Source organism: Alteromonas gracilis (genome assembly GCF_043642145.1).
Taxonomy (GTDB): Bacteria; Pseudomonadota; Gammaproteobacteria; order Enterobacterales; family Alteromonadaceae; genus Alteromonas; species Alteromonas gracilis_B.
Genome location: NZ_JBHZRZ010000002.1, coordinates 124,391 through 147,349 on the forward strand (window position 1 = coordinate 124,391; position 22,959 = coordinate 147,349).

Annotated in this window: 22 protein-coding genes; 2 read left to right on the plus strand and 20 right to left on the minus strand. The window is 45.1% G+C overall.

Features of this window, described 5'->3' with window-relative positions; all coding sequences use genetic code 11:
- Positions 1-2 precede the first annotated feature (2 nt).
- The 17 genes from ACHUFN_RS04690 to trmJ form a co-directional block, all read right to left on the minus strand.
- The gene (locus tag ACHUFN_RS04690; RefSeq protein ID WP_394221146.1) at positions 3-1,070 is read right to left on the minus strand and encodes a RodZ domain-containing protein; all 1,068 of its coding nucleotides are present in this window, start codon (positions 1,068-1,070) and stop codon (positions 3-5) included.
- 6 nt (positions 1,071-1,076) lie between these two features.
- Complete coding sequence (gene pilW, locus ACHUFN_RS04695) at positions 1,077-2,264, minus strand: type IV pilus biogenesis/stability protein PilW (protein ID WP_394221147.1); 1,188 nt, start codon at positions 2,262-2,264, stop codon at positions 1,077-1,079.
- Between the two features lie 24 nt (positions 2,265-2,288).
- Entirely contained in the window at positions 2,289-3,407 is a 1,119-nt protein-coding gene (gene rlmN, locus ACHUFN_RS04700; RefSeq protein ID WP_394221148.1) for a dual-specificity RNA methyltransferase RlmN, read from the minus strand.
- Between the two features lie 329 nt (positions 3,408-3,736).
- Positions 3,737-4,168 (minus strand): nucleoside-diphosphate kinase, encoded by a 432-nt coding sequence (ndk, locus tag ACHUFN_RS04705; protein WP_012519000.1) that lies wholly within the window; start codon positions 4,166-4,168, stop codon positions 3,737-3,739.
- Positions 4,169-4,404: 236 nt separating this feature from the next.
- A complete protein-coding gene (locus ACHUFN_RS04710) occupies positions 4,405-4,815 on the minus strand; it encodes a SufE family protein (protein WP_394221149.1) in 411 nt (136 codons plus the stop codon).
- 49 nt (positions 4,816-4,864) lie between these two features.
- Positions 4,865-5,398, minus strand: a complete 534-nt coding sequence (sufT, locus tag ACHUFN_RS04715) for a putative Fe-S cluster assembly protein SufT (RefSeq protein ID WP_394221150.1) — start codon at positions 5,396-5,398, stop codon at positions 4,865-4,867.
- Positions 5,399-5,447: 49 nt separating this feature from the next.
- The gene (locus ACHUFN_RS04720; protein ID WP_394221151.1) at positions 5,448-5,804 is read right to left on the minus strand and encodes a HesB/IscA family protein; all 357 of its coding nucleotides are present in this window, start codon (positions 5,802-5,804) and stop codon (positions 5,448-5,450) included.
- A gap of 9 nt (positions 5,805-5,813) precedes the next feature.
- On the minus strand, positions 5,814-7,031 hold the full coding sequence (locus ACHUFN_RS04725; RefSeq protein ID WP_394221152.1) for an aminotransferase class V-fold PLP-dependent enzyme: 1,218 nt from the start codon (positions 7,029-7,031) through the stop codon (positions 5,814-5,816).
- A complete protein-coding gene (gene sufD, locus ACHUFN_RS04730) occupies positions 7,028-8,284 on the minus strand; it encodes a Fe-S cluster assembly protein SufD (RefSeq protein WP_394221153.1) in 1,257 nt (418 codons plus the stop codon). Before sufD ends, ACHUFN_RS04725 begins: the two co-directional genes overlap by 4 nt.
- Complete coding sequence (sufC, locus tag ACHUFN_RS04735; RefSeq protein WP_394221154.1) at positions 8,281-9,042, minus strand: Fe-S cluster assembly ATPase SufC; 762 nt, start codon at positions 9,040-9,042, stop codon at positions 8,281-8,283. Before sufC ends, sufD begins: the two co-directional genes overlap by 4 nt.
- A 3-nt stretch (positions 9,043-9,045) precedes the next feature.
- Positions 9,046-10,482 carry a Fe-S cluster assembly protein SufB gene (gene sufB / locus ACHUFN_RS04740; protein ID WP_394221155.1) on the minus strand — a complete coding sequence of 479 codons (1,437 nt, stop codon included), beginning with the start codon at positions 10,480-10,482 and terminating at the stop codon, positions 9,046-9,048.
- Positions 10,483-10,872: 390 nt separating this feature from the next.
- Positions 10,873-12,051: an IscS subfamily cysteine desulfurase gene (locus tag ACHUFN_RS04745; protein WP_394221156.1), complete on the minus strand. Its 1,179-nt coding sequence runs from the start codon at positions 12,049-12,051 to the stop codon at positions 10,873-10,875.
- 18 nt (positions 12,052-12,069) lie between these two features.
- Positions 12,070-12,555, minus strand: a complete 486-nt coding sequence (gene iscR / locus ACHUFN_RS04750) for a Fe-S cluster assembly transcriptional regulator IscR (RefSeq protein ID WP_394221157.1) — start codon at positions 12,553-12,555, stop codon at positions 12,070-12,072.
- A gap of 117 nt (positions 12,556-12,672) precedes the next feature.
- On the minus strand, positions 12,673-13,254 hold the full coding sequence (locus tag ACHUFN_RS04755; protein ID WP_394221158.1) for an HdeA/HdeB family chaperone: 582 nt from the start codon (positions 13,252-13,254) through the stop codon (positions 12,673-12,675).
- 55 nt (positions 13,255-13,309) lie between these two features.
- Complete coding sequence (locus ACHUFN_RS04760) at positions 13,310-14,761, minus strand: hypothetical protein (protein ID WP_394221159.1); 1,452 nt, start codon at positions 14,759-14,761, stop codon at positions 13,310-13,312.
- Between the two features lie 204 nt (positions 14,762-14,965).
- Positions 14,966-15,784: a serine O-acetyltransferase gene (gene cysE, locus ACHUFN_RS04765; RefSeq protein ID WP_394221160.1), complete on the minus strand. Its 819-nt coding sequence runs from the start codon at positions 15,782-15,784 to the stop codon at positions 14,966-14,968.
- Positions 15,785-15,789: 5 nt separating this feature from the next.
- Entirely contained in the window at positions 15,790-16,572 is a 783-nt protein-coding gene (trmJ, locus tag ACHUFN_RS04770) for a tRNA (cytosine(32)/uridine(32)-2'-O)-methyltransferase TrmJ (protein ID WP_394221161.1), read from the minus strand.
- A 336-nt stretch (positions 16,573-16,908) separates the two neighbouring features.
- Here trmJ and suhB point away from each other — a divergent pair, with 336 nt between their 5' ends.
- Positions 16,909-17,685 carry an inositol-1-monophosphatase gene (gene suhB / locus ACHUFN_RS04775; RefSeq protein ID WP_394221162.1) on the plus strand — a complete coding sequence of 259 codons (777 nt, stop codon included), beginning with the start codon at positions 16,909-16,911 and terminating at the stop codon, positions 17,683-17,685.
- A 64-nt stretch (positions 17,686-17,749) separates the two neighbouring features.
- Here suhB and ACHUFN_RS04780 read toward each other — a convergent pair whose 3' ends face one another.
- Positions 17,750-19,027 carry an acyltransferase family protein gene (locus tag ACHUFN_RS04780; RefSeq protein WP_394221163.1) on the minus strand — a complete coding sequence of 426 codons (1,278 nt, stop codon included), beginning with the start codon at positions 19,025-19,027 and terminating at the stop codon, positions 17,750-17,752.
- A 109-nt stretch (positions 19,028-19,136) separates the two neighbouring features.
- Between ACHUFN_RS04780 and ACHUFN_RS04785 the strand changes: the two genes are divergently transcribed.
- The gene (locus ACHUFN_RS04785; protein WP_394221164.1) at positions 19,137-20,036 is read left to right on the plus strand and encodes a LytR/AlgR family response regulator transcription factor; all 900 of its coding nucleotides are present in this window, start codon (positions 19,137-19,139) and stop codon (positions 20,034-20,036) included.
- Between the two features lie 72 nt (positions 20,037-20,108).
- Here the strand turns inward: ACHUFN_RS04785 and secF are convergent, their stop codons facing one another.
- Both secF and secD read right to left on the minus strand, forming a co-directional pair.
- Positions 20,109-21,050, minus strand: a complete 942-nt coding sequence (gene secF / locus ACHUFN_RS04790) for a protein translocase subunit SecF (RefSeq protein WP_394221165.1) — start codon at positions 21,048-21,050, stop codon at positions 20,109-20,111.
- Between the two features lie 9 nt (positions 21,051-21,059).
- The gene (gene secD / locus ACHUFN_RS04795) at positions 21,060-22,904 is read right to left on the minus strand and encodes a protein translocase subunit SecD (protein WP_394221166.1); all 1,845 of its coding nucleotides are present in this window, start codon (positions 22,902-22,904) and stop codon (positions 21,060-21,062) included.
- Positions 22,905-22,959: the final 55 nt, after the last annotated feature.

Genomic DNA, 22,959 nt, shown 5'->3' on the forward strand with positions numbered 1-22,959 from the left:
ACCTATAAAGGAAGTACGAACCGAGCTGTTTTACCGTTTTGATATGAAGAAATATCAACAGACTCGCCGTTAACTGTTATGCGCACATTATCCGGTGCACCGAGCGTAACTTCAACAGGAGGAACGCCTTGAATTTCCATAACCCGTCCCTTTTGCTTTACCCCGTAGGCTATCGCTTCACCAGACGCATCTTTAATATTAACCCAACAGTCGTCCTCAAAACTAAAAACCATTGAGATTGGAGCGGCATTGCTTTGTGGCGTTATATTTAAACTAGGCTGAGATTCGTTTTCATCATTTGCATAACTAACAAGTGCTGTTAAGTTGTTGCTATCATTTATGGCTGTATCAGGAGCAGATATTGCTCCATCATCCAAATTACCATCTTGAGTAAAGCCGTTATCTTCAGCGTTAAATTGTCCGCCTGATTCTTCGCCAAGTGGTGTGTTTGGGTTTGCATCTTTTGCATTGCCATCATTCAGTGACGGCTGAGAAGGGCTTGAACCCATAGTCATGCGGCCATCTAGTTGCGCACTACCGTTCGTACTATTACCTGATGAAATAGATGTTTCAGAGGCTTCCCTTTTAACGGCTTCAGTGAGCGGCAACTCAGAAACGTCAGAAACGGCGTCGTCACTTGGCTGTTGGTACCACCACACGACTACACCAGCAATAATAAGAAGTAAGATGATATAAGTAACCATCATCCATCTGTCGTCGTGTGTCTGTTTTGCGACACGCTTAGAGAAGCTTTGAAGTTTCTCAGAAGATGGCACTGATGTTTGGTTATGATAACGCTCAAACGCTTCAATAACTTCTTCAGAATTCATGCCTAGCTGCTTGGCATAGTTTCTCACGTATCCTTTGGTAAATGTTACCGAAGATTTCTCATCGATAATATCGTTCTCTAATTCGTTGATTTGATGAGCTTTTAAAAACAACTTATCTGCAATATCTTGTTGGGACAAACCGAGCGTTTCACGGCGCGCTTTAAGCATTGCCCCTGGACTTGGCGTATTTTCTTGTTGTTGCGAAGTAACTTCTTGATTCGCTTTTTCTTCTGACACCATTAAACCTTATTCCTCCTGCATACTTGGTGGTACCAACCAAATAGTCTGACCAGCAATAATAGCGCCAGTATTATTCAAGTTGTTCCACTCTCGCAGTGTTGCTATTTTGATATTATGCAATAAAGAAATACGATATAAGTTTTCACCCTCTTTTACTACATGGAATTTGTCGCTTTGGGCAGATATTTCAGTATTTTGCTCTTTATCTACTGTATTACCCTTTGCCGTAACCAGGTTGCCACTACTGCCTTTGTCACTCGATGCTTTTTGAAACTCAGCACCATCGTCGTTAACGCTGGTTTCTGTATTTGGATTACTGTGATCTAGTCCGTCTTTTTCAGCCTCTTTCATTGCGCTTTTGTTTGCAGCTTCTTGAGGTTGTGCAGATTTCACGGTTTTAACCACTCTACTTTGCATACTTTCGCGCTGAATTACATAACGCTTTGTTAGCTCACTCTCAGGGAACAAAGACATCATCATTTCACCATACCCCTTGGCTGTCTCTAAATCACCTTTCCCCTTGGCGATTTCATAGGCTAACCACAATGAGTCTGGCGTGACCTTGGCAACACGTTCGTACTTGCGTAATGTAGATTCGGCGAGCGCCCACTGCTGTGACACTGTGTAAAGTTCGCTAAGTAGAAATAGACTTTTCCCTCGTGCGGGCTGATGCTTTAGTGCTTCTTGAAAATAATTGATCGCTTCGTCAATTTCGCCCTGACTTTGCGCACACAAGGCCAAATTCTCATAGGTTTGCGCCGCATTGGCATAAAGCCGATTATTTATCGCATCAAAAAAATAGGTTTTGGCTTTTTCATAATCACCGTTTTGACATTTAAAAGCGCCATAGCTATTCGCTATATCACCATTGTTTGGTGCTAAGTCGATAGCTGTTTCATAAAATTCTTCAGCGCGATAATTGTCACCGACCAGTTGATAATAGTAAGCCATTGCGTATTGAACATCAGCAGAACGTGGATTGAACTCAAGTGCCTTGTCGAGGTTCTTTTTCGCCTGTGTGTAGTTGTTGTTTTGAAGATAGGTAAGACCCAAAGACATGCGTGTTTTGGCGGCTTCCTCGTGATCGAAGTTGCCACCATATAGTCCTGACTGGCTATTGCTAACACAGCCTGACGTTAAAATAACCGCGCTCAATAAACCAATTTGAAGTGAAGTTCGCAATCCTGCAACCATGGTCTTACCCTAATATCTTAATGATTATTGGGCCATTTTTACCGAAATTGCCTCGCCCTTCATCTGTTTTTTTAATAATCTTTTAGTTCGGTCTACCACATCACCTACTAATTGTCCGCATGCAGCGTCAATATCGTCGCCTCGTGTTTTGCGAACAACGGTAGTAAACCCATATTCCATAAGCACTTTTGCGAATCTATCAATACGCGAATTGCTTGAACAAGTGTATGGAGAACCCGGGTAAGGGTTAAATGGTATTAAGTTTATTTTACTAGGTGTGTCTTTCAATACCTTTGCCAATTGATGCGCTTGTTCAGTGCTGTCATTGATATTCGAAAGCATAACGTATTCAACGGTCACGCGGCCTTGGTTGGCTTTAGACTTAGCCAAATAGCGACGAACACCGGCCAAGAACGCTTCAATATTGTATTTCTTATTGATAGGTACAATCTCGTTGCGAAGCTCATCGGTTGGCGCGTGAAGTGAGATAGCTAACGCAACGTCAATTTGGTCGCCAAGCATATCAAGCGCTGGAACGACGCCAGAGGTACTTAGAGTAACGCGGCGCTTTGACAGACCAAAGCCAAAGTCATCAAGCATGATGTCCATTGCAGGCACAACGTTTTTAAGATTAAGCAACGGTTCACCCATCCCCATCATTACAACGTTGGTAATTGGGCGCTTGCTCGAATCTTTCGACAAGCCTAAGAATGTCGCTACGCGCCATACCTGACCGATAATTTCGCTAACGCTTAGGTTTCGGTTGAAGCCCTGCTGCGCTGTTGAACAGAACGTACACTCAAGCGCACACCCTACCTGTGATGACACACAAAGGGTTGCGCGGTCAGTTTCTGGGATCCAAACAGATTCAACTTCCTGACCACCTTCAAGGGTTAGCGCAAACTTGATAGTACCGTCGCTTGCTTCTTGGAAATACGCGATTTCAGGCGCTTTAATTTCACAGTTTTCAATAAGCATCGCGCGAAGGTTTTTGTTGAGGTTACTCATTTCCTCGAAATCGCTAACACCATGCTGGTAAATCCATTTCATTACCTGGTCGGCACGAAACGGTTTCTCGCCCATTTCCTTAAAGAAATTGCGCAAGCCTTCGCGATTTAGGTTTAATAAGTTAGTTTTTGCCATGAATAAGATGACCCTTTTACCTTCGAGGGATGCCCCTCTAACTGCTGAATATGGTGTAAAAACCAGCGATTCGACTATGTCTTAAGCGACATCTAAGACAAAGAAAAGCACTGATTAAAATTTGCGCGGATTTTACCACAAATGAGATGCGAGAAAAAGTCGATTTAACACAGAGAAAGGTTAAGTTTGGCAATGCGCGAGAAGCGTGGTTTAGCTTGCCTAAGTGGGCACCGAGCAAAGCAGCATAAAGCGTGCTCAGGCGCTAAGAGGGACTAAGAAACAAAAAAAACGGGGCCAAAAGGCCCCGTTTTTCATCTACCCGTCTTCGCTTAGCGAGTACGTGGGCAGATTTCTTCTTCAGAGAAGAAGTAAGCGATTTCGCGAGCTGCTGACTCAGGTGCATCAGAACCGTGAACTGCGTTTTCGTCGATTGACGCAGCGTAGTCTGAACGTAGTGTACCTGCAGCTGCATCAGCTGGGTTAGTTGCGCCCATGATTTCACGGTTAGCTAGAACTGCGTTTTCGCCTTCTAGTACTTGAACCATAACTGGACCAGACGTCATGAAGTCTACAAGTGCGCCGAAGAAAGGACGCTCTTTGTGTTCTGCATAGAAGCCTTCTGCTTGCTCTTTGCTCATGTGGATCATCTTAGATGCCACGATGCGAAGACCTGCAGATTCGAAACGGTTGTAAATTGCACCGATTACGTTTTTAGCAACCGCATCAGGCTTGATAATCGAAAAAGTACGCTCAAGAGCCATGTTCTCTCTCCAAACAAATAATAGTGTATGTATCTTTAAAATTTTGGCCGCGAATTATAGGCAATAAATCGTAGCTTGACCAGAGCCTTTATTAAATCAGGCTTAAAGTACTGTTTTTATGTATAAATATTAGGGCAGATTAGCCTAATGGGTATGACAATATGATGACAGTGCACAAATTATTTTGTGCTGGCAGATATTGTAAGGCAACAATATCTGCCCTGCTTAATTGTAGCCTAAGCGTTGGCTTTAGCCAGCTCTTGTATCTTGCCTACGATAGCGCGCAAACCGTTGCCGCGAGTAGGTGTTATATGACGTTCTAAATCTAGTGCCTCGAAATAGCCATCGATGTTAAACGCTAGAATATCTTTTGGGGTCTTGTCGTTATAAGCAGCAAGAACCAATGCCAATAGGCCTTGTACAATAACCGCATCGCTGTCCACGTCGAAGTTTATTTTATTGCCGTCATACGACTCGACTAGCCACACGCTGCTTTGACACCCTTTTACTAAGCGCTCTGGTGTTTTGGCATCCTCAGGTAAACCTGGAATAGATTTACCCAAATCAATGATGTATTGATAGCGCTGTTCCCAATCGTCAAAGAACGCTAAATCATCAATAATTTCTTCACTGCTAGGTAGTTGCATAGCCATTTCCGTTTATTGTTTAAAAAGGGATTATCTAAAAAAAGAGGAACTAGAAAAACAAGCCAGCTTCAAGCTGCGCTTCTTCGCTCATCATATCGCGTGACCAAGCTGGGTCGAAGACCAACTCTACATTCACCTTCTTGACATGTGGAACCATGGCTACGCGATATTCAACATCGCCTACAAGTACTGGACCCATACCGCAGCCTGGTGCAGTTAGCGTCATGTCAATGTTCACATCACCTGAAGCTTGGTCGATATCTACTTTGTAAATAAGGCCAAGCGATACTAAATTGATTGGAATTTCAGGGTCATAAATGGTTTCCAGTGCGTCCCACACTTGCTGCTCACTGATTTTTCCATCTTCCGGCGCATCAAAGCTTAACGTCATGGCTTTACGGCCGATAGCGCCTGCGTCTGTACCGTCAATACGATACATGTTTCCGCGCCATGTCACGGTATAGTTACCACCGAGTTCTTGGGTGATATTGACAAACTCGCCTTCAGGGATCACAGTTGGATTTCCCGCTGGAACCAAACGCGCTTTACAGTCACGCTCGGTGGTCACCATTTTCTGCTTCATAAACTACTAAGTACTCTTTGCTTTACAACTGGCAGCTCCATCGCAGGAATTACCCTACGTTGAAGCTCTCTCCACATCCGCATTCATCTACAACGTTGGGGTTGTTGTATTTAATAATGCCGTTTACGCCTTCTGTTACATAATCAATTTCTGTATTGCGTAACAGGTCTGTCGCATCAGCAGCCACAGCTACATGAAGCACAGGTGAAATCTCTACAATTTCATCATCTGCTTGTGCGCTATCGGCGAAATCAAGCACGTAAGCATAACCCGTACAGCCGCTAACTTTTGTTGATAAACGAATTAACTGACCAGGCTTTTCTTTAAGCTTACTTTCGAAATGCTTAACGGCACTGTCAGTTAGCGAAATGAGTTTTGTACTTGGTACGAACGTTTCAACACTCATAATGCCTCCTTAGGCCAACATCATTTTTGCTTTCTTAAGTGCAGCAAACAAGCTGTCCACTTCTTCAAGCGTATTGTAAATTGAGAACGAAGCACGCGCCGTGCCCGGAATACCAAAGCGCTTCATCAAAGGCTGTGCACAGTTGTCACCGGTGCGAATTGCTACACCTTGTCGGTCTAAAATAAATCCGACATCGGCAGGATGCGCGCCATCAAGTAAGAAGCTCAACACCCCTACTTTGTCAGGCGCCGTGCCTATAATACGCATACCATCTAGGGCTTCAGCTTGCTCGGTAGCATACGCAAGTAATTTTTGCTCGTGTGCTTGCAATGCGTTTACATCAAGCGCACTAAACCAGTCTACCGCGGCACCTATACCTATAGCGCCTGCAATATTCGGCGTACCGGCTTCTAGGCGGTTTGGCAATGCCCCCCATGTGGCTTCATGATAAGTAACGTCTTTAATCATCTCGCCACCTACCTGCCATACAGGCCATGTCTCTAGCACTTCCTTTTTACCCCACAAGCAACCAATGCCAGTAGGGCCGAAGAGCTTATGGCCCGAGAACGCATAAAAATCGCAGCCGATGTCTTGAACGTCAACGCCACCGTGAGCAATGCCTTGCGCGCCATCCACGAGCACCAATGACCCAACAGCTTTTGCCTTTTGCGTAAGCTGCTTAATTGGGTTTACCGTGCCCAATGCATTAGATACGTGCGGAAACGCCACCAGTTTGGTGTTTTCAGACAGCAGTCTGTCGAAAGCTTCAACGTCAAGTTCACCGTTATCAAAAATAGGTACAACATTCAGCGTTGCACCAGAGCGGCGACACGCTTGCTGCCACGTCACCAAGTTTGCGTGATGCTCAAGCTCAGTCACCATTACCTCGTCGCCTTCACTTAAAAGCTGACCAAGGCCGTTTGCTACAATGTTGATAGCTTCCGTTGTGCCTGATGTCCAGATGACTTCTTCACGGGTGCTCGCGTTAATGAATCGTGCAACGCTGCTTCGTGCATTTTCGTAGCGGCGCGTCGCCTCGTCAGATAAATGGTGCGCACCGCGGTGCACGTTTGCGTTCGTACCCGTGTAAAAATCTATTAACGCGTCAATTACAGCCTGAGGCTTTTGCGTGGTTGCCGCATTATCTAAGTAAACAAGCGGCTTGCCGTCTACCGTTTTAGACAAAATAGGAAACTGGGCACGAAGTGCTGCAACGTCTAAGCTCATTTCACCTCCATGTGGGCGAAACGCTCGCTCAATATAGGCGCTAACCATTCACGTACCGCTGTATTTGGTACGTCGTTGATAAGCTCTTGAATAAAGCCAAAGTTCAACATTACCAGTGCTTTACTGCGAGAAACACCGCGGGTAAGCATGTAATACAAGGCTTCTTCTTCAATTTCCGCAACCGTTGCACCGTGGGCGCATTTTACGTCATCGGCGTAAATTTCAAGCTCAGGCTTAGTATTGATAACGCCGCGGCGAGAAAGCAACAAGTTACGATTGTTAAGCTCTGCCAGTGTTTTCTGTGCATCGCGATGAATGTGGATACGACCGTTGAATACAGCACGTGCTTTGTCACCAACAATACCGCGGGCGTTTTCTTCTGTCGTGCCATTAGGCATGGCGTGCTCAATGGTTGAGTGAAGGTCGAATAGTTCGCCTTCTGCCAGAAGATAAATAGCATTCATTTTCGCATCAGCAAATTCGCCGGCGTGGTGAATATCTACGTCTAAACGTGAAAGCTCACTGCCATAACCTACCATAGTGCTATTAAGCGTAGTGCGGTTATGAAGCTTAAAGTGACTTCCACCTACCTGCTTTGCTTTGCCAGTAAACATGGCAAAACGGTAGTGCTCAAGGTGCGCATCGTCTGCCAAGTCATATTCGGCAAAGGCCGTCGTTAAGCTTCCGGTATCACCAAAACCTTGCTCGATAACCGTCGCACTTGCGCCTTCTGCCACTTTCACTACAACACGTGTATGTGCGTCAACATTTTGCGATGCCATGTTCACAATGCGCACTGGCGTGTCAATTTTCGCGCCCGCTTCAACATTGATAAATATACCGTGTTGGCATAGGGCATCGTTTACTAAACCAAATATGTGACGCGTAGGCTTAACCTGACCGTAAACGCTGCTAATAGCTTGCTGGGTAGCCGCATCATCGCTGTTTAGTGATGTAATGGTCATGCCCGCTGGAACGTCTAGGGTATTTACTTGCGTTACCAAGACACCATCGACAAACACAAGGTCGATAGCATTTAAATTATCAATTGCCGGTACTGGCAAATTGTCTGCCTGAACGGCTTGCTTCGCCTCACGCTTTTCAAGTGGCGTAAGCGGCGTAAACCGCCAGCTCTCGTTTCTACGCGCTGGCCAACCATCGGCTTTTAATTTTTCTAAGGCCTGCTGACGCACGGGCGCTAAGTAATCGGAGATTTGCGCCGCATCAATGACCTGTTCTAGCCATTGACTCATGCCTCAGCCTCCTCGTACGCTTTACCTAGAAATGCGTAGCCGCTCTTCTCTACTTCAAGAGCAAGTGACGCGTCGCCGCTTTTCACAATTTTGCCGTCGGCAAGAATGTGAACAAAGTCAGGCTTAATATAGTCAAGAAGACGCTGGTAGTGGGTTACAACGATGAAGCTGCGCTCTCCGTCGCGCTGGCTGTTAACGCCATCTGCAACTACCTGTAGTGCGTCAACGTCAAGGCCAGAGTCTGATTCGTCAAGAATGCAAAGCTTTGGCTCAAGTAAAATCATCTGCATGATTTCGTTACGCTTCTTCTCACCACCAGAGAAACCTTCGTTTACACCGCGCTTTAAGAAATCCAATGGAAGCTGTACTTGTTTACACGCTTCTTTGGCTTTCTTTAAAAACTCAGCGGCGGTTAATGGCTTTTCGCCGCGCTGTTCGCGCATGGCGTTAACCGACTCTTTCATAAATTCCATATTGCTTACGCCAGGAATTTCAACTGGGTATTGGAATGCAAGGAAAAGGCCTTCGCGGGCACGCTCTTCTACTTCAAGCTCTAGTAGGTCTTTACCGTTAAGCGTGGCTTCACCCTCGTTTACTTCATAACCGTCGCGACCAGATAGCACGTAACCTAGAGTACTCTTACCGGCACCGTTGGGGCCCATGATAGCGTGTACTTCACCAGGTTTAACTTCAAGATTAAGACCTTTAATGATGTTCTTTTCTTCCACGCTGGCATGTAAATTCTTGATACTAAGCATTGATTACCCCACTGAACCTTCAAGACTAATTTCGAGCAGCTTGCCGGCTTCTACGGCAAATTCCATTGGCAGCTCTTTGAATACTTCTTTACAGAAACCGTTAACAATCATAGAAACGGCCTTTTCTGTGTCTAAGCCACGCTGTTGACACAGGAATAATTGTTCGTCGCTCACCTTCGATGTTGTTGCTTCGTGCTCAACAATGGCCGAAGGATTGCGGCTTTCGATATACGGGAACGTGTGCGCACCGCACTTGTCACCGATAAGTAGCGAGTCGCACTCGGTGAAGTTACGTGCACCATCGGCTCGGGGGCCCATTTGAACCAGACCACGATACGCATTATTACTGTTACCCGCTGAGATACCTTTAGAGATGATAGTCGACTTGGTATTTTTACCTACGTGAATCATCTTAGTGCCGGTATCCGCTTGCTGACGACCACGTGTTAACGCCACTGAGTAAAACTCGCCTACACTGTTGTCGCCCTTCAGTACACAACTTGGGTACTTCCACGTTACCGCAGAGCCCGTTTCAACCTGTGTCCAAGAGATCTTGGCATTGGTATGCGCTATGCCACGCTTAGTAACGAAATTGTAGATACCGCCTTTACCGTTTTCATCACCCGGATACCAGTTTTGTACCGTCGAATATTTGATTTGCGCATCGTCCATCGCAACTAACTCAACCACAGCCGCATGCAGCTGGTTTTCATCACGCTGCGGTGCTGTACAGCCTTCGAGGTAGCTTACATAGCTGCCTTCATCAGCAACAATAAGCGTTCGCTCGAACTGGCCCGTGTTCATTTCGTTAATACGGAAATAAGTCGATAGTTCCATTGGGCAACGTGTGCCTTTTGGAATATAAACGAATGAACCGTCTGTAAATACCGCGCTGTTTAGAGCAGCAAAGTAGTTATCTGTGCGCGGAACTACCGAACCGATGTATTTCTTAACAAGGTCAGGATACTTTTGCAGCGCTTCAGAAATAGGGCAGAAAATAACGCCAGCCTCTTCAAGCTTTTCGCGGAATGTAGTAACAACAGATACCGAGTCGAAAACCGCATCTACCGCAACGCCCGCCAGCATTTCTTGCTCGTGTAGCGGAATACCCAGTTTTTCATAGGTACGAAGAAGCTCTGGATCTACCTCATCTAACGACTTTGGCTTATCTTTCATACTCTTCGGAGCAGAGTAGTAAGAGATGGCCTGATAATCAATCTTCGGATAGTCGACGTGCGCCCAGTCTGGCTCTTCCATTTCTAGCCATGCATGATAAGACTTCAAACGCCATTCAAGCATCCATTCAGGCTCGTTCTTCATTGCTGATATGCGGCGGATAACCGACTCGTCCAGGCCGCTTTCAAACGTTTCCGACTCGATTTCTGAGTAGAAACCGGCTTCGTACTTTCTTTCTAACGCCTGTTCGATCTGTTCACTCATGTTGGGATCTCACTTGTTTGCCTGCATTTGCTGCCACTTTGCATCTCTGACCGATAAATCACCCCACGGTCTTGGTGATTTACGTTACTCATTGTGTTCAACTTGTATTTAGCGCTGCGATGAAGCTGACCCATTTTGGTCAGCTTCATCGCAAAAATCGCTAAAACAGCCAGCTACATTGAGGGCAGCCTAAAATTTTGGTGCCGTAGTATATAATACCCGACTATTTCACTCAAATATTCAGCCACTAATTTGTGGCTCTTGATGCTTTTTATACGCCGCTTAGCGTCTAGTAAACGCCGTACATGCATTAAGTTTCGTTCACGTTGATTTGACTGCTTCGACTGTCTCTAATTTGCGTAGCGTCACTTTCAAACTTACTAGCGCTTACTATACTGAAACGGCCTGTCGTAGTCGGGTCGTTACGTCCACTACTTTTTTAACCACGTAATCAATGTCATCTTGGGTTGTGAAGCGCCCAACGCTAAAACGAATGCCCGCATGTGCTAATTCGTTACTGCGACCAATTGCTTTAAGTACATAAGATGGCTCTAAACTTGCTGATGTACACGCTGATCCTGAAGATACCGCAATGTCATTTAAACCCATCATCAAACTTTCGCCGTCTACACCTGCAAAACTTACATTTAAAATGCCAGGAATACGCTGCGTTGCGTGGCCGTTTAAATAGACATCATCAAGCTTTTGAAGGCTTTCCCACAGTGACTCACGCAGCGCTAATATGCGCGCACTATCGTCTTCCATTTTTGAAGAAGCCAGCGCGATAGCCTCACCCATTCCAACAATTTGATGGGTGGCTAACGTGCCCGAACGCATGCCGCGCTCGTGACCGCCGCCGTGAATCTGTGCCACTAAGTTAATTTTAGGACGGCGGCGTACATATAACGCCCCCATGCCTTTCGGCCCATATATTTTATGCGCCGAAATAGAAAGTAAATCGACGGGCAACTCGGCAAGGTCGATAGCAATCTTACCAACGCTTTGCGCCCCATCTACGTGGAAAAAAATGCCCTTTTCACGGCACAGTTCCCCTATAGCTTGGATATCTTGAATCACCCCAAGTTCATTATTTACATGCATTACTGACACTAAAATTGTATCGTCTCGCATCGCTTTTTTGAGCGAATCAATATCAATTAAACCGTCTTGCTGTACGCTTAAGTACGTTACCTCGAAACCTTGACTCTCAAGATGCTCGCAGGTGTCTAACACCGCTTTGTGCTCGGTTTCCACGGTGATGATGTGCTTACCTTTTGCTTCTGGCCCTTTACCGTAGCCTTCTGCAATACCTTTAATGGCAAGGTTATTAGACTCTGTAGCACCCGACGTAAATACGATTTCTCTTGGGTCACAGTTAAGCGCGTCACTAATTTGGTTTCTAGCTACATCTACCGCTTCTTCAGCCATCCAGCCAAAGCGGTAACTGCGAGAAGCAGGATTGCCAAAGTTACCATCAAGCGTTAGACACTTCGCCATTGCCTCTGCTACTTTAGGATCTACTGGCGTAGTCGCAGCGTAATCTAAGTAAATGGGTGTTGATAAAGCCATGCGTTACTCAATACCTATTTAAAGTTGAATGCTTACTTCAATGTCGTTGGCAATATTGCGTAGTGACGCTGCATTGTCTTGTCGACCTGCAACTTCCTGCACATCGCGTTTAGCCATGAGCTCACCCAACGTAATTGAATTTAAAAAGACTGAAATGCGGTCGCTTAAGTCTTGCCACAAACTGTGAGTTAAACAACGATCGCCGCCTTGGCAGTCTGCTTGCCCTTGGCATCGAGTGGCATCTATCGACTCGTCCACAGCGCGAATAACTTCACCTATTGCAATCTTGCTAGCATCTCGGCCCAATAAATAGCCGCCGCCAGGCCCGCGAACACTGTCTACAAGCTGCTCTTTGCGCAATCGTGAAAAAAGCTGTTCTAAATATGAAAGGGAAATTTCTTGTCGTTCTGAAATGTCGGCAAGAGGCACTGGACCCCGCTTTGAATGCAAAGCGACGTCAAGCATTGCGGTTACCGCATAGCGCCCTTTAGAAGTGAGTTTCATCAATATCTCCCGCCGTCTTATAATGCGGGAATTTTCACATACCCGACTAAAATGGTCAAGTATATAACCTAGTAAATTAGTCAGGTATTATAAATAGGGCGTAAAATAGTGCTTTGTCTACTTACGAAACAATGCATGTAGCATTCTTTGATCAAAGTAATCTTTTGAATCAATATTGTTGGTTTTATTGAATGCTAAAATAGCCTGATGCAATTCATTCGATAAGTTTCCATCTACAGGTCCGGTGTACAAACCGCGCTCAGAGAGAGCTTTTTGCACATTCACAACCACTTGCTTATAAACGTTAATCGACGTGCCATTTAAAGGCACTTCTTGTGCACCTACATACTCTCTAACGCGATCATCAAAGAGTTCATTGAGCATCTGCGTTGACGCTTGAAAATAGCTCAGGTTTGGATTTTTTTCGCAATAGTGATAAACGTAGTTTGATAAGGTTTCAACCGTTTCCCACGATGAGACATCAAACGTTTCAGGCCAGTGTTGGTTTTGCGCTGTGATATAGCCGTTTAACCAGCCAGCGTACAAATATTTTTGTGAGTCGTTTGTTGTAATTGCGCTTCGAAATTTAACACAAGAAGTATTGCCTACCCCTTTAACCGCGAACTTTCCATTTTTATCGATAGCATAAGTTTCACTGTGAAATAAAACAAACAGCAAAATCATCATATAATATTTCATAGAAAATCCCTTATATACTAAGGCCACCGCTAATAGTCGGTGGCCTTTTACAAAATTACATTACTCTGTGTTGCGATTTTTTCGTCATCCTACGAATTAAAAATAATCCCGAGATTAAGAACAGCACAAGCACTTGGGGCTCATCTACACCAGTTGGAGGCAACGAATCAACAGTTAACGCTGTCATCAACAATTCTGTTGCAGAACCCGTCCAATCTAAAAACAGTGGAAATGCTGTCGCAAAGCCAGGGTCTTCTATGTCTAAAAGGCGGTCTAAACCAACTAGCCTAAATTCGGTCACATCAAAACCAAGAGTAGAAAAATCAAACAGTTCGCCTGGACTCAATATTTCTACAACAGTGCCACCCACTACAAGCTCAATATCACCAAATCCAAGTGCAGCGCTAGGTGTGATAAGCTCACTAAATACTGCACCACCCGTCAATTCATACTCGAAGCCAAAAGCAAACGGTGGATCGAACCAACGGCCAGGTTCAGGCGAGGTAAATACAAACTCTCCAGGGGCTGGAACGAAAGGCAATACAGGGTTATCTTCACTCGAGCCTGGTTCGGTACCGCCCACACCACCAAAGCCAAATAAAAACGTAGCGGGTAAGCCTTCATCCGGAGAGCCAGCCTGCTGACCTAAAGAATATACATCAGCATTTAGCAGTTCAAGCGCCTCTATTGCTGCTTCTTCGCCAGCAGCGCTGCCATAGAAGATATTGAATGTACGCGTACCATTAGCTTCAATTTCACCAAACGCAAAATCAAATACAGAACCGTGATCGTTGGGTCCATTATCTTCAAAGTCAACGTTTATTGTGCTTGGGTCTACTGCACCCGCAGAAATTAACGGGTTGACGTTAGCGAAACCATTATCGCTCGCATACCTAACGTTACCGCCATTTGCCTCTGAGTTTGCTTCAACACCAACATGGGTTACAAACTCATTAAACTCAGTAGGCGGGATATCCCAGTCCATTGCCCGGCGATAGACTACATCGCTTAAAACGCTACCTGTGTTGTTCTCTATCGTTATTGACGCCTGAAATACCCCGTCAGCAAGAGAGCGCCCATATGCGTGTTGCACACTGATTGCGGCATCGCTTAAATCGACATTCGATGTTATGGAGAACTCATTTGAACCAAACGTGCCGCCCGTTATGCCTCCAATCCCACCATTATCAACACTCGCCCACCCTGACACTCTATTATCAAAAGTGGTAGCAGCAACTCCCCAACCTTCGCACAGACAACCTGGAGCTGTAGCGTCACCTAAACCGTCACGCCAAAGACCAACAGGTTCTCCACCGAACTCGGCTAAGAATTCGTCTGAAATACCGTCAACATCGGAAGGAAACACATTTAAGTGCCCTTCGTTGTTAACACCTAAGTAGGTATCACCGTATCTTATAATTGCTGAAGCATTTGCAATAGATGCACCCATGAAGGATGAGATTATTGCCATGCCCAGTAGTGCTTTACTGCCTCTGAGAAATTTCATATGTATACCCTTGTTAAAGAGAATTTATTGATATGGACTTCATTAAGAGAAGTACTGGCTAGTTTGCATAAAGCAGACCATTGAGTAACATATTGAATTAACAAAATTTTAAAAAACTTAGTTTCTCGCTAGTAAAGAAACCTGACAGTATTGGGGGTACTAGGTTATCGCTTGGCTGGCTTCGCTTCCGTGCGAATGGCATTGTTAAATGCTTGGATCGAAGGAGTGGTTACTTTTATCACGCTGATGACTGTCAGATATTTCCAATCCGGTATCGGCAAAATCTTCAGCGCTGATATTGTGGAGGTTATCTGTACACACATCGCCACCTAGCGACTGAATGACTTTACACATCTCCTCAACTTTAATGTCCATCTGATGCATGTGCTCTAGCATAATTCCCATTGCATTGGCGACAGGATCGGGATTGTCTGGGGCGACCGCATAAGCGTCGAAACCATATTTTTGTGCAATTCTATCGCGCTGAGGGTTTACCATCACATCTTGTTGTTTTGAAATAATGATGCGGCCGGGAATACCAACTGCCGTTGCGCCCGCTGGTATGTCTTTTACCACCACCGAATTAGAGCCAACCTTAGCGTTTTCACCAATTATGATGGGGCCTAAAACCTTGGCACCCGCTCCTACAACCGCACCTTTTTTCAGCGTTGGATGACGCTTGCCCGCTTTCCAGCTTGTTCCACCTAATGTCACGCCATGATAAAGCGTGACATCGTCGCCAACTTCGGCGGTTTCCCCTATGACAACACCCATTCCGTGGTCGATGAACACACGTCGACCGAGGGTTGCACCTGGATGAATTTCAATGCCCGTAAGCCAACGGCTAAATGTTGATAACGTTCGTGCTAACCATTTCCATTGGGCTTTCCAAAGTTTATGACTGATTCGGTGTAGCCACACAGCATGAAGGCCTGGATAATTAGTTAAAACCTCAAAGGTGTTTCGCGCAGCAGGATCGCGATGAAAAACACCTTGGATATCATCTTTTATGCGGGCAAACATAACGTTTACTCTTTCTCTTCTTTTTGCAGAGTCTCAGTTTGCTCATCGTTAAGCTGTGCGTTACTTGCGCTAGCAGACTTAACCGATTTATCGATAGATGCCAAAATACCGCGCAAAATATTTAGCTCTTGAGACTCAGGACGCGCACGGTTGAACAAACGGCGAAGTTTGGTCATGACCACGCCGGGGTGGCTTTTGCGAATAAACGACGTCCCTTCTAAGGTCGTTTCTAAATGGGCATAAAAGCGCTCTAAATCTTCATTTAAAGGGTATTCTTCCTCTACACTTGGGTACGTTTCACGGTTGAGGTAAGCCATTCGAATTTCATAGCAGAGTGTTTGTACAGCCGCCGCAAGATTAAGCGAGCTATATTCAGGGTTAGCTGGAATGCACATGTGGAAATGGCACTGCTGCAGTTCTTCATTAGTCAATCCACTATTTTCACGACCGAAAACAAGCGCTACAGGGTACTTTTCTACTTCTTGTACTAGTTTTTCGCCACAGTCACGTGGGCCAAGCATTGGCCAAGAGTGCGTGCGCGAGCGGGCAGAAGTACCCACAACTAAACCGCAGTCTTTTACCGCTTCTTCTAGCGTATTTACAATCTTAGCATTGGCAAGTACGTCACCCGCTCCCGCTGCGAGTGCGCTCGCTTGACCATCTGGCTCGTTCACTGGATCGACAAGATATAAACTACTCAACCCCATGGTCTTCATAGCTCTTGCCGTTGAACCAATATTTCCAGTATGAGAAGTGTTAACCAAAATGATGCGAATATTTTCGAGCATGCCTGTGATACCTACGTACTTTTTAACAGATGATACGCGTTTATTGTGCGTAATCTTTCTAACTTCGATAACCTAAAGTTTAACACAGCAGCGGTATAGATGGCTATTTCCTACTTTAGCTACAACCGTTGCCTTCACTGCATTGTTTGCCGCCATTTTCAGTGGGCTCCACCTAGCCGTTCGCCCTATTAAGCAACGGCATAAGTAGAATCGATTACGTGATTTCATTTGCATCACTCATGGATTCTGGTAGACTCCGCCCGTTTTCGAAAACGACTAGCTATTTTTTGTACCGCTGGTTCGTTTCATTGGTCTTTTACAATTGGTGGTTTATCTATGCATCCTATGCTGAATATTGCGGTGCGCGCTGCGCGTGCGGCTGGAACAGTTATTGTTCGCGGTTTTGAAAAACATAATGAAGTAGCGACAGAGTCGAAAGGTTTGAACGACTTCGTTACACAAGTTGATAAAGAAGCAGAACAAGCAATTATTGCCAAAATTCAGCAGTCTTACCCAGAGCATTGCTTCTTAGGAGAAGAATTGGGTGAAGTCCACGGTAAAGAGACAGATTATCAGTGGATAATCGACCCGTTAGATGGCACCACTAATTTTGTAAAAGGCATTCCACACTTTGCCGTTTCAATTGCACTTCTTCATAAAGGTCGTTTAGACCAAGCGGTCGTTTTCGACCCAATCCGCAGCGAATTATTTACCGCTAGCCGTGGTCAAGGTGCACAGCTTAACGGTTACCGTATTCGCGCGTCTAAGCCTCGTGACCTAACAGAGACAATTATTGCAACCGGTTTACCTTTCAAAAACAAATCTCAGTTTGGTGAATATGCACTAAGCCTCAACAAAATTTTCCACGAAGTGGGCGATATTCGCCGCGGCGGTAGCGCTGCACTAGACCTTGCTTATGTTGCAGCAGGCCGTCACGACGGTTACTGGGAGCGTGGCATCAAATCTTGGGATATCGCAGCAGGTGAGCTGATTGTTCGTGAAGCTGGTGGCTTGGTAACAGACTTTAAAGGCGGAAACGACCCGCTTCACAAAGGCGAAATTGTTGCAGGTAGCGTGAAGGTTGTTCAAGGTCTAGTTAAGCACCTTAAATAAGCCGCTTATAAGCTCAGTTAGAAAAAGAAGGCGCTATTTATAAATAGCGCCTTTTTTCTTTTTCTCACTTTTTATTTTCGTGTAACCTAAGACCGAACAAAAACCTTAGTACTAAAAAACGCTTTGCGATTTCGTATGTTAGTGCACACCCAGCAACGGTTAGTAACGATATTGAAATGAACTCCCAGAGTGTAGATGAAACACGAGAGCTTAAGTAAAACGCCGCCATCACTATGATCGTTTGGTGCACTATATAATAAGGTAATATCCCTTTGTTCAAGTAGTTCACTACCCTACTTGGACTAGACAAATATTTTCGACCGAACCCCAAAATTGCTGCTAACCATGCCCAGTGGTTAAGTACAACGATGACGCCTACCAAAATACGAAACCCGCGGGACGACGCCATTAACTCCCCTGTAGGGCCAAGCATGTTGTGTCGGTCTAAAATAATGACACTGTAGAGCAGTATTGCAATTGTTAGGCTTACGTACCGACGATTCATAATTTCAGCGTACAACGCAGGTCTAAGCATAACTACAATACCTACTAACATCACAAAAAAGTACTTTGCGTGGCTATACCAATCGTTAAGCAAGTCGTGAGATGTGGGGTATACTGCGCGTAGCTCTAACCATATAGCAGTCATAATAAAAACCGCTAATATGCTAAACACCGCCAAGCTATCGAGTACTCTCAACTCCTTCACTTCCACAAATCTGATAAGCGGGAAAAGCAGCAGTATGATAGCGCTGTACACAAAAAGGTAAGGCAAAAACCAAAGGTGGTTCCACGTCAGTAATCCTATTACCGACTGTTTATCGATAAACAAGCCGGTATTTGGATTGATATAGGCTATGTAAAATTCGCTAAACGGCATCGTTAGCGCTCCGCTTGCCGTCCACTCTACATAAACTTGTGGCGCAACGATAACGAACATACCGAAGAGAAGAGGAATTAATATCCGTAACGCCCTCTGCCACAATAGTAAAAAAGATTCACGCCAGCGGGACTTCGGATTGTCGTAAGCTCGGCGCAGCACAACAGTAAACACCATGGCAGAAATCAAGAATAATAAAGACATACGCCATTGATTGGTTAATATCATCACATCTTGCAACAATGGAAACTGCACATCGCTTTTGATATGCCAGCCCCACTCAAGTACGTAATACATTCCAATGTGGTAAAAAATAAGTACACCAAAGGCAATAACGCGCAGTGCATCCAACTCAAAATAGCGCTGTGTAGAAGGGCTATCAATCACGACCTTCTCTCTCGTTTCTCCATTTGAAGTTCGATTAACAAATGGTGCTTCTTGACCAACATATGCTTGCGTCAAAGTCTTTGCTCCTATTCAATAGTGCTTAACTAACGTGTTGCATCTAATGTGATAGACGTTCGGCAGCAAACACCTAAGTGACGGAAAGTAAGGAAAAAAGGGTTAAGCGGTGAATAATTGGGATGAAAAATGGAGTCAGTTTCTTAGGGATACTGAATCAAAACATAAATACGCGGCGTTTGCTTTACTTGCTGCCTATTTATTTATAAACAACTCGATCAATGCTGCGTCTAGTTGGACTGAATTTTCCAGAAGCGACAATAACAGCGTGGCTCTTTGGGAACCGTATGTTTGGGAATACTCCAGTGCATTGAGTACCGCATTGCTCGTAATTCCGTTAATCATCGCGATTCGTACACTCGATCAGAGAGTAAAAATAGGAGCGACATGGCTAGGGTGGCACTTTGCTTTTGCCAGTTTATTTTCCATAGCCCATGTATTATTAATGGTGGCATTTCGAAAGCTTGTCTATTTATTTTCTGAGCGCAATTATGACTTTGGGATATGGCTCAATGAATTCATCTACGAATACCGAAAAGACGTATGGGGCTACATTACTCTTGTTACTTTTTATTATATTGCACGGTTTGGCTATCAGCGCTTAATAGGTGAAGCATCACTTATTACAGGCGACACAACACAGGTTTCAAGTAACAAAACTGCCAGTACCTTGCCTGACTATTTGCTAGTGAAGAAACTCAATAAGGAATTTTTGGTTCAAGTAACTGACATACAGCGAGTAGAGGCATCGGGAAACTACATTAACCTTCATACTCACGTGGGTGTTTACCCCTTGCGCTATACCCTTAGCCGTTTCTGTGAAGAAGGGGTACAACAAGGCTTTGTGCGAGTGCATCGATCGCACGCAGTGCGAATACCTGCCATTGTATCTATAAGTTATGAAGAAACAGGAGATGGGTCGATAATGCTCAATAACGGCCAAACAGTGACGCTTTCAAGGCGATATAAAGATGACCTGAAACAGGCGCTAGCCCCTAATCAACAGTGAATTTCACTAAAGGCAAAGCATAAAAAAACCGCATAACAAATGCGGTTTTTTATAAGTTTGAAGCGGATAACACTAAGGCATAGGATCTAAGTCTGCGCCTTCTTTCTCCACCTGCGGAGGCATTAGGTCTTCTTTACTGATACCTAATGCTAGCGCCACTGAGCTTGCGATATACACCGATGAGTATGTACCTACCACTACACCAAAAAGAAGCGCGGTTGCGAACCCGTGAATAAGCGCGCCGCCTTTGTAGAATAACGCCACTAATACCAACACTGTGGTTAATGAAGTGATGATGGTACGGTTAAGGGTTTGCGTTAGCGAGATGTTGATAATCTCTACCGGCTCACCTTTACGAATTTTTCGGAAATTCTCGCGAATACGGTCAGATACAACAATGGTGTCATTCAACGAGTAACCAATTACCGCTAGTACCGCTGCAAGCACGGTTAAGTCAAATTCAATTTGAAGTACCGAGAACAGACCTAGTGTAAGAATAACATCGTGTGCTAGTGCAGAAACTGATCCTAGCGCAAAACGCCACTCAAAGCGCATGGCAACATAAACAAGAATACACAACAATGCTACTAGCATCGCTAAACCGCCCTGCTCTGTTAATTCTTCACCTACGTTTGGACCAACGAATTCAATGCGTCGCATGTCTACTTCAGTGCCATCAGCACGAAGCGCTGCAAGCACTTGTTCGCCTATCGTAACGGCTTTCACGCCATCTCGTGGCGCAATGCGAATGAGTACATCTTGGCTGCTACCAAAGTTCTGCACTACCGCATCTTCGAAGTCTGCTTCATTTAGAAGCACACGAATGCCTTCAAGGTCAGCGGCGTCTTGGTAACCCACTTCAATTAGGGTACCACCGGTAAAATCTAACCCCCAATTAAGGCTATTTACACCAAGCGAGACGAACGAGCCTAAAATAAGTACCGCTGATAGCACCATCGCAGGAATGCGAAGGCGCATGAAATTGACGGTATCGGATAGTTTTAATAATTGCATGTTACGTCCTTAAATCGCCAATTTTTCTACGCGCTTGCCGCCCCACACTGCGTTAACAATAACGCGTGTAACAAGGATTGCAGTAAACATCGAGGTTGCAATACCAATCATCAGCGTAATAGAGAAACCTTTAATTGGCCCTGTACCCACTGCGAACAGAATCAAACCTGCAATAAACGTAGTAATGTTTGCATCTAGAATAGTTGAAAATGCACTGTCGTAACCATGATGAATGGCTTGTTGAGGGCTGCGCCCTTCTCGTAACTCTTCGCGGATACGCTCGAAAATAAGTACATTCGCATCGACAGCCATACCAACAGTAAGCACGATACCAGCCATACCAGGCAGCGTAAGTGTTGCCCCCGGTATCATCGACATAATGCCAACAATCATAACTAGGTTTGTCACTAGTGCGATGTTTGCTACTACACCAAACGCCTTGTAATAAATTAGCATGAATACTAGAACCGCAGCTAAACCATAAATAATGGCCTGCATACCTAGCTCGATGTTTTCTTTACCCAAGCTTGGTCCAACTGTGCGCTCTTCAACAATTTGGATTGGCGCAATAAGCGCACCGGCACGAAGTAGTAACGCTAAATCGCGGGCTTCTTTTGGTGAATCAAGGCCAGTGATTTGGAACTTACTGCCAAGTTGAGCACGAATAGTCGCTACCGAAATTACCTGCTCTTGCTTCTCGAAGATAAGTTTTCCGTCATTATTTCGCTCACCCGTAGACTTGTACTCGATAAAAACGGTAGCCATTGGCTTACCGATATTGCCACGAGTTGAACGCGACATTTTATTGCCACCCTCAGAATCTAGCGAGATATTTACATTTGGAAGACCATATTCATCAACACCACTGTTGGCATCAATAATGTGGCTACCAGTAAGCATAATGCGTTTTTCAAGTAGCTGAGGAATGCCCTGTTGATCTTCGATAACTTGTGAGCCAGGAGGCACGCGACCATTTAGTGCATCACGAATATCATTTTTCTGATCAACCATGCGAAACTCAAGCGTTGCCGTTGCGTTAAGAATTTCTTTCGCACGGGCAGTATCTTGAATACCAGGAAGCTGCACAACAATGCGATCTGCGCCTTGCTTTTGCACAAGTGGCTCTGCCACACCTAACTGGTTCACACGATTACGAATGATGGTGATGTTTTGCTTAACCGCGTTATCGCGAATTTCCTGAAGCTTGCTTTCAGCAAAAATAGCGCGAAGGGTTAAGTCATCAACTTGATTAAACGTAAGGTCACGACTTTGATTGCGTAAAAAGAACTCTGCCTTATCTAGCGCATCTTCGTCACGGAAGGTAATGTCGATATGGTTGTCAACTTGCTTAACGCCGCGATAACGAATGCCTTCTTCACGTAAAGAGGTACGGAAACCACTTTCAGCGTCTTCTAGTGACTTAGTAATCACTTCAGTCATATCCACTTCCATTAAGAAGTGAACGCCACCACGAAGGTCAAGACCTAACTTCATAGGTGTGCCCCCTAACCCTTCTAGCCATTCTGGCGTATCTGGGGCAAGGTTCATCGCTACGAAGTATTCATCGCCTAGCGCTTTTTCAAGCGTTTCACGGGTGACTAGCTGCGTATCTGAATCAGACACACGAACCAATATTTGCTCGTTTTCAAATTCTACGCGTTTTGGAGAAATGTTTTTTTCGCTCAGCGCGGCTTTAACTTGTTCAACGGTTGTTTGGGTAACAACAGCGTCGCGGCCTGCTGAGATTTGTACGGCGTGATCTTCGCCGTAAATGTTAGGAAGCGCATAAAGTGCACACATTGCAACCACAATGAGGGCACTCAGCACTTTCCAGATAGAGTTTTTGTTTAGCACTGGATAATCCTTTCGTGCCAGTACCGGGAAGCATCCCGGCCCCGGCGATTGTTAC

Coding starts and splice junctions, on each gene's coding strand:
- ACHUFN_RS04690 (WP_394221146.1), bottom strand. CDS start 1,070: ATGGTGTCAGAAGAAAAAGCGAATCAAGAAGTTACTTCGCAACAACAA.
- trmJ (WP_394221161.1), bottom strand. CDS start 16,572: ATGCTCGAAAATATTCGCATCATTTTGGTTAACACTTCTCATACTGGA.
- suhB (WP_394221162.1), top strand. CDS start 16,909: ATGCATCCTATGCTGAATATTGCGGTGCGCGCTGCGCGTGCGGCTGGA.
- ACHUFN_RS04710 (WP_394221149.1), bottom strand. CDS start 4,815: ATGCAACTACCTAGCAGTGAAGAAATTATTGATGATTTAGCGTTCTTT.
- secF (WP_394221165.1), bottom strand. CDS start 21,050: ATGCAATTATTAAAACTATCCGATACCGTCAATTTCATGCGCCTTCGC.
- ACHUFN_RS04745 (WP_394221156.1), bottom strand. CDS start 12,051: ATGGCTTTATCAACACCCATTTACTTAGATTACGCTGCGACTACGCCA.
- ACHUFN_RS04755 (WP_394221158.1), bottom strand. CDS start 13,254: ATGAAATATTATATGATGATTTTGCTGTTTGTTTTATTTCACAGTGAA.
- sufT (WP_394221150.1), bottom strand. CDS start 5,398: ATGAAGCAGAAAATGGTGACCACCGAGCGTGACTGTAAAGCGCGTTTG.
- cysE (WP_394221160.1), bottom strand. CDS start 15,784: ATGTTTGCCCGCATAAAAGATGATATCCAAGGTGTTTTTCATCGCGAT.
- pilW (WP_394221147.1), bottom strand. CDS start 2,264: ATGGTTGCAGGATTGCGAACTTCACTTCAAATTGGTTTATTGAGCGCG.
- sufD (WP_394221153.1), bottom strand. CDS start 8,284: ATGAGTCAATGGCTAGAACAGGTCATTGATGCGGCGCAAATCTCCGAT.
- sufB (WP_394221155.1), bottom strand. CDS start 10,482: ATGAGTGAACAGATCGAACAGGCGTTAGAAAGAAAGTACGAAGCCGGT.
- iscR (WP_394221157.1), bottom strand. CDS start 12,555: ATGAAACTCACTTCTAAAGGGCGCTATGCGGTAACCGCAATGCTTGAC.
- ACHUFN_RS04725 (WP_394221152.1), bottom strand. CDS start 7,031: ATGAGCTTAGACGTTGCAGCACTTCGTGCCCAGTTTCCTATTTTGTCT.
- rlmN (WP_394221148.1), bottom strand. CDS start 3,407: ATGGCAAAAACTAACTTATTAAACCTAAATCGCGAAGGCTTGCGCAAT.
- ACHUFN_RS04760 (WP_394221159.1), bottom strand. CDS start 14,761: ATGAAATTTCTCAGAGGCAGTAAAGCACTACTGGGCATGGCAATAATC.
- ACHUFN_RS04720 (WP_394221151.1), bottom strand. CDS start 5,804: ATGAGTGTTGAAACGTTCGTACCAAGTACAAAACTCATTTCGCTAACT.
- ndk (WP_012519000.1), bottom strand. CDS start 4,168: ATGGCTCTTGAGCGTACTTTTTCGATTATCAAGCCTGATGCGGTTGCT.
- sufC (WP_394221154.1), bottom strand. CDS start 9,042: ATGCTTAGTATCAAGAATTTACATGCCAGCGTGGAAGAAAAGAACATC.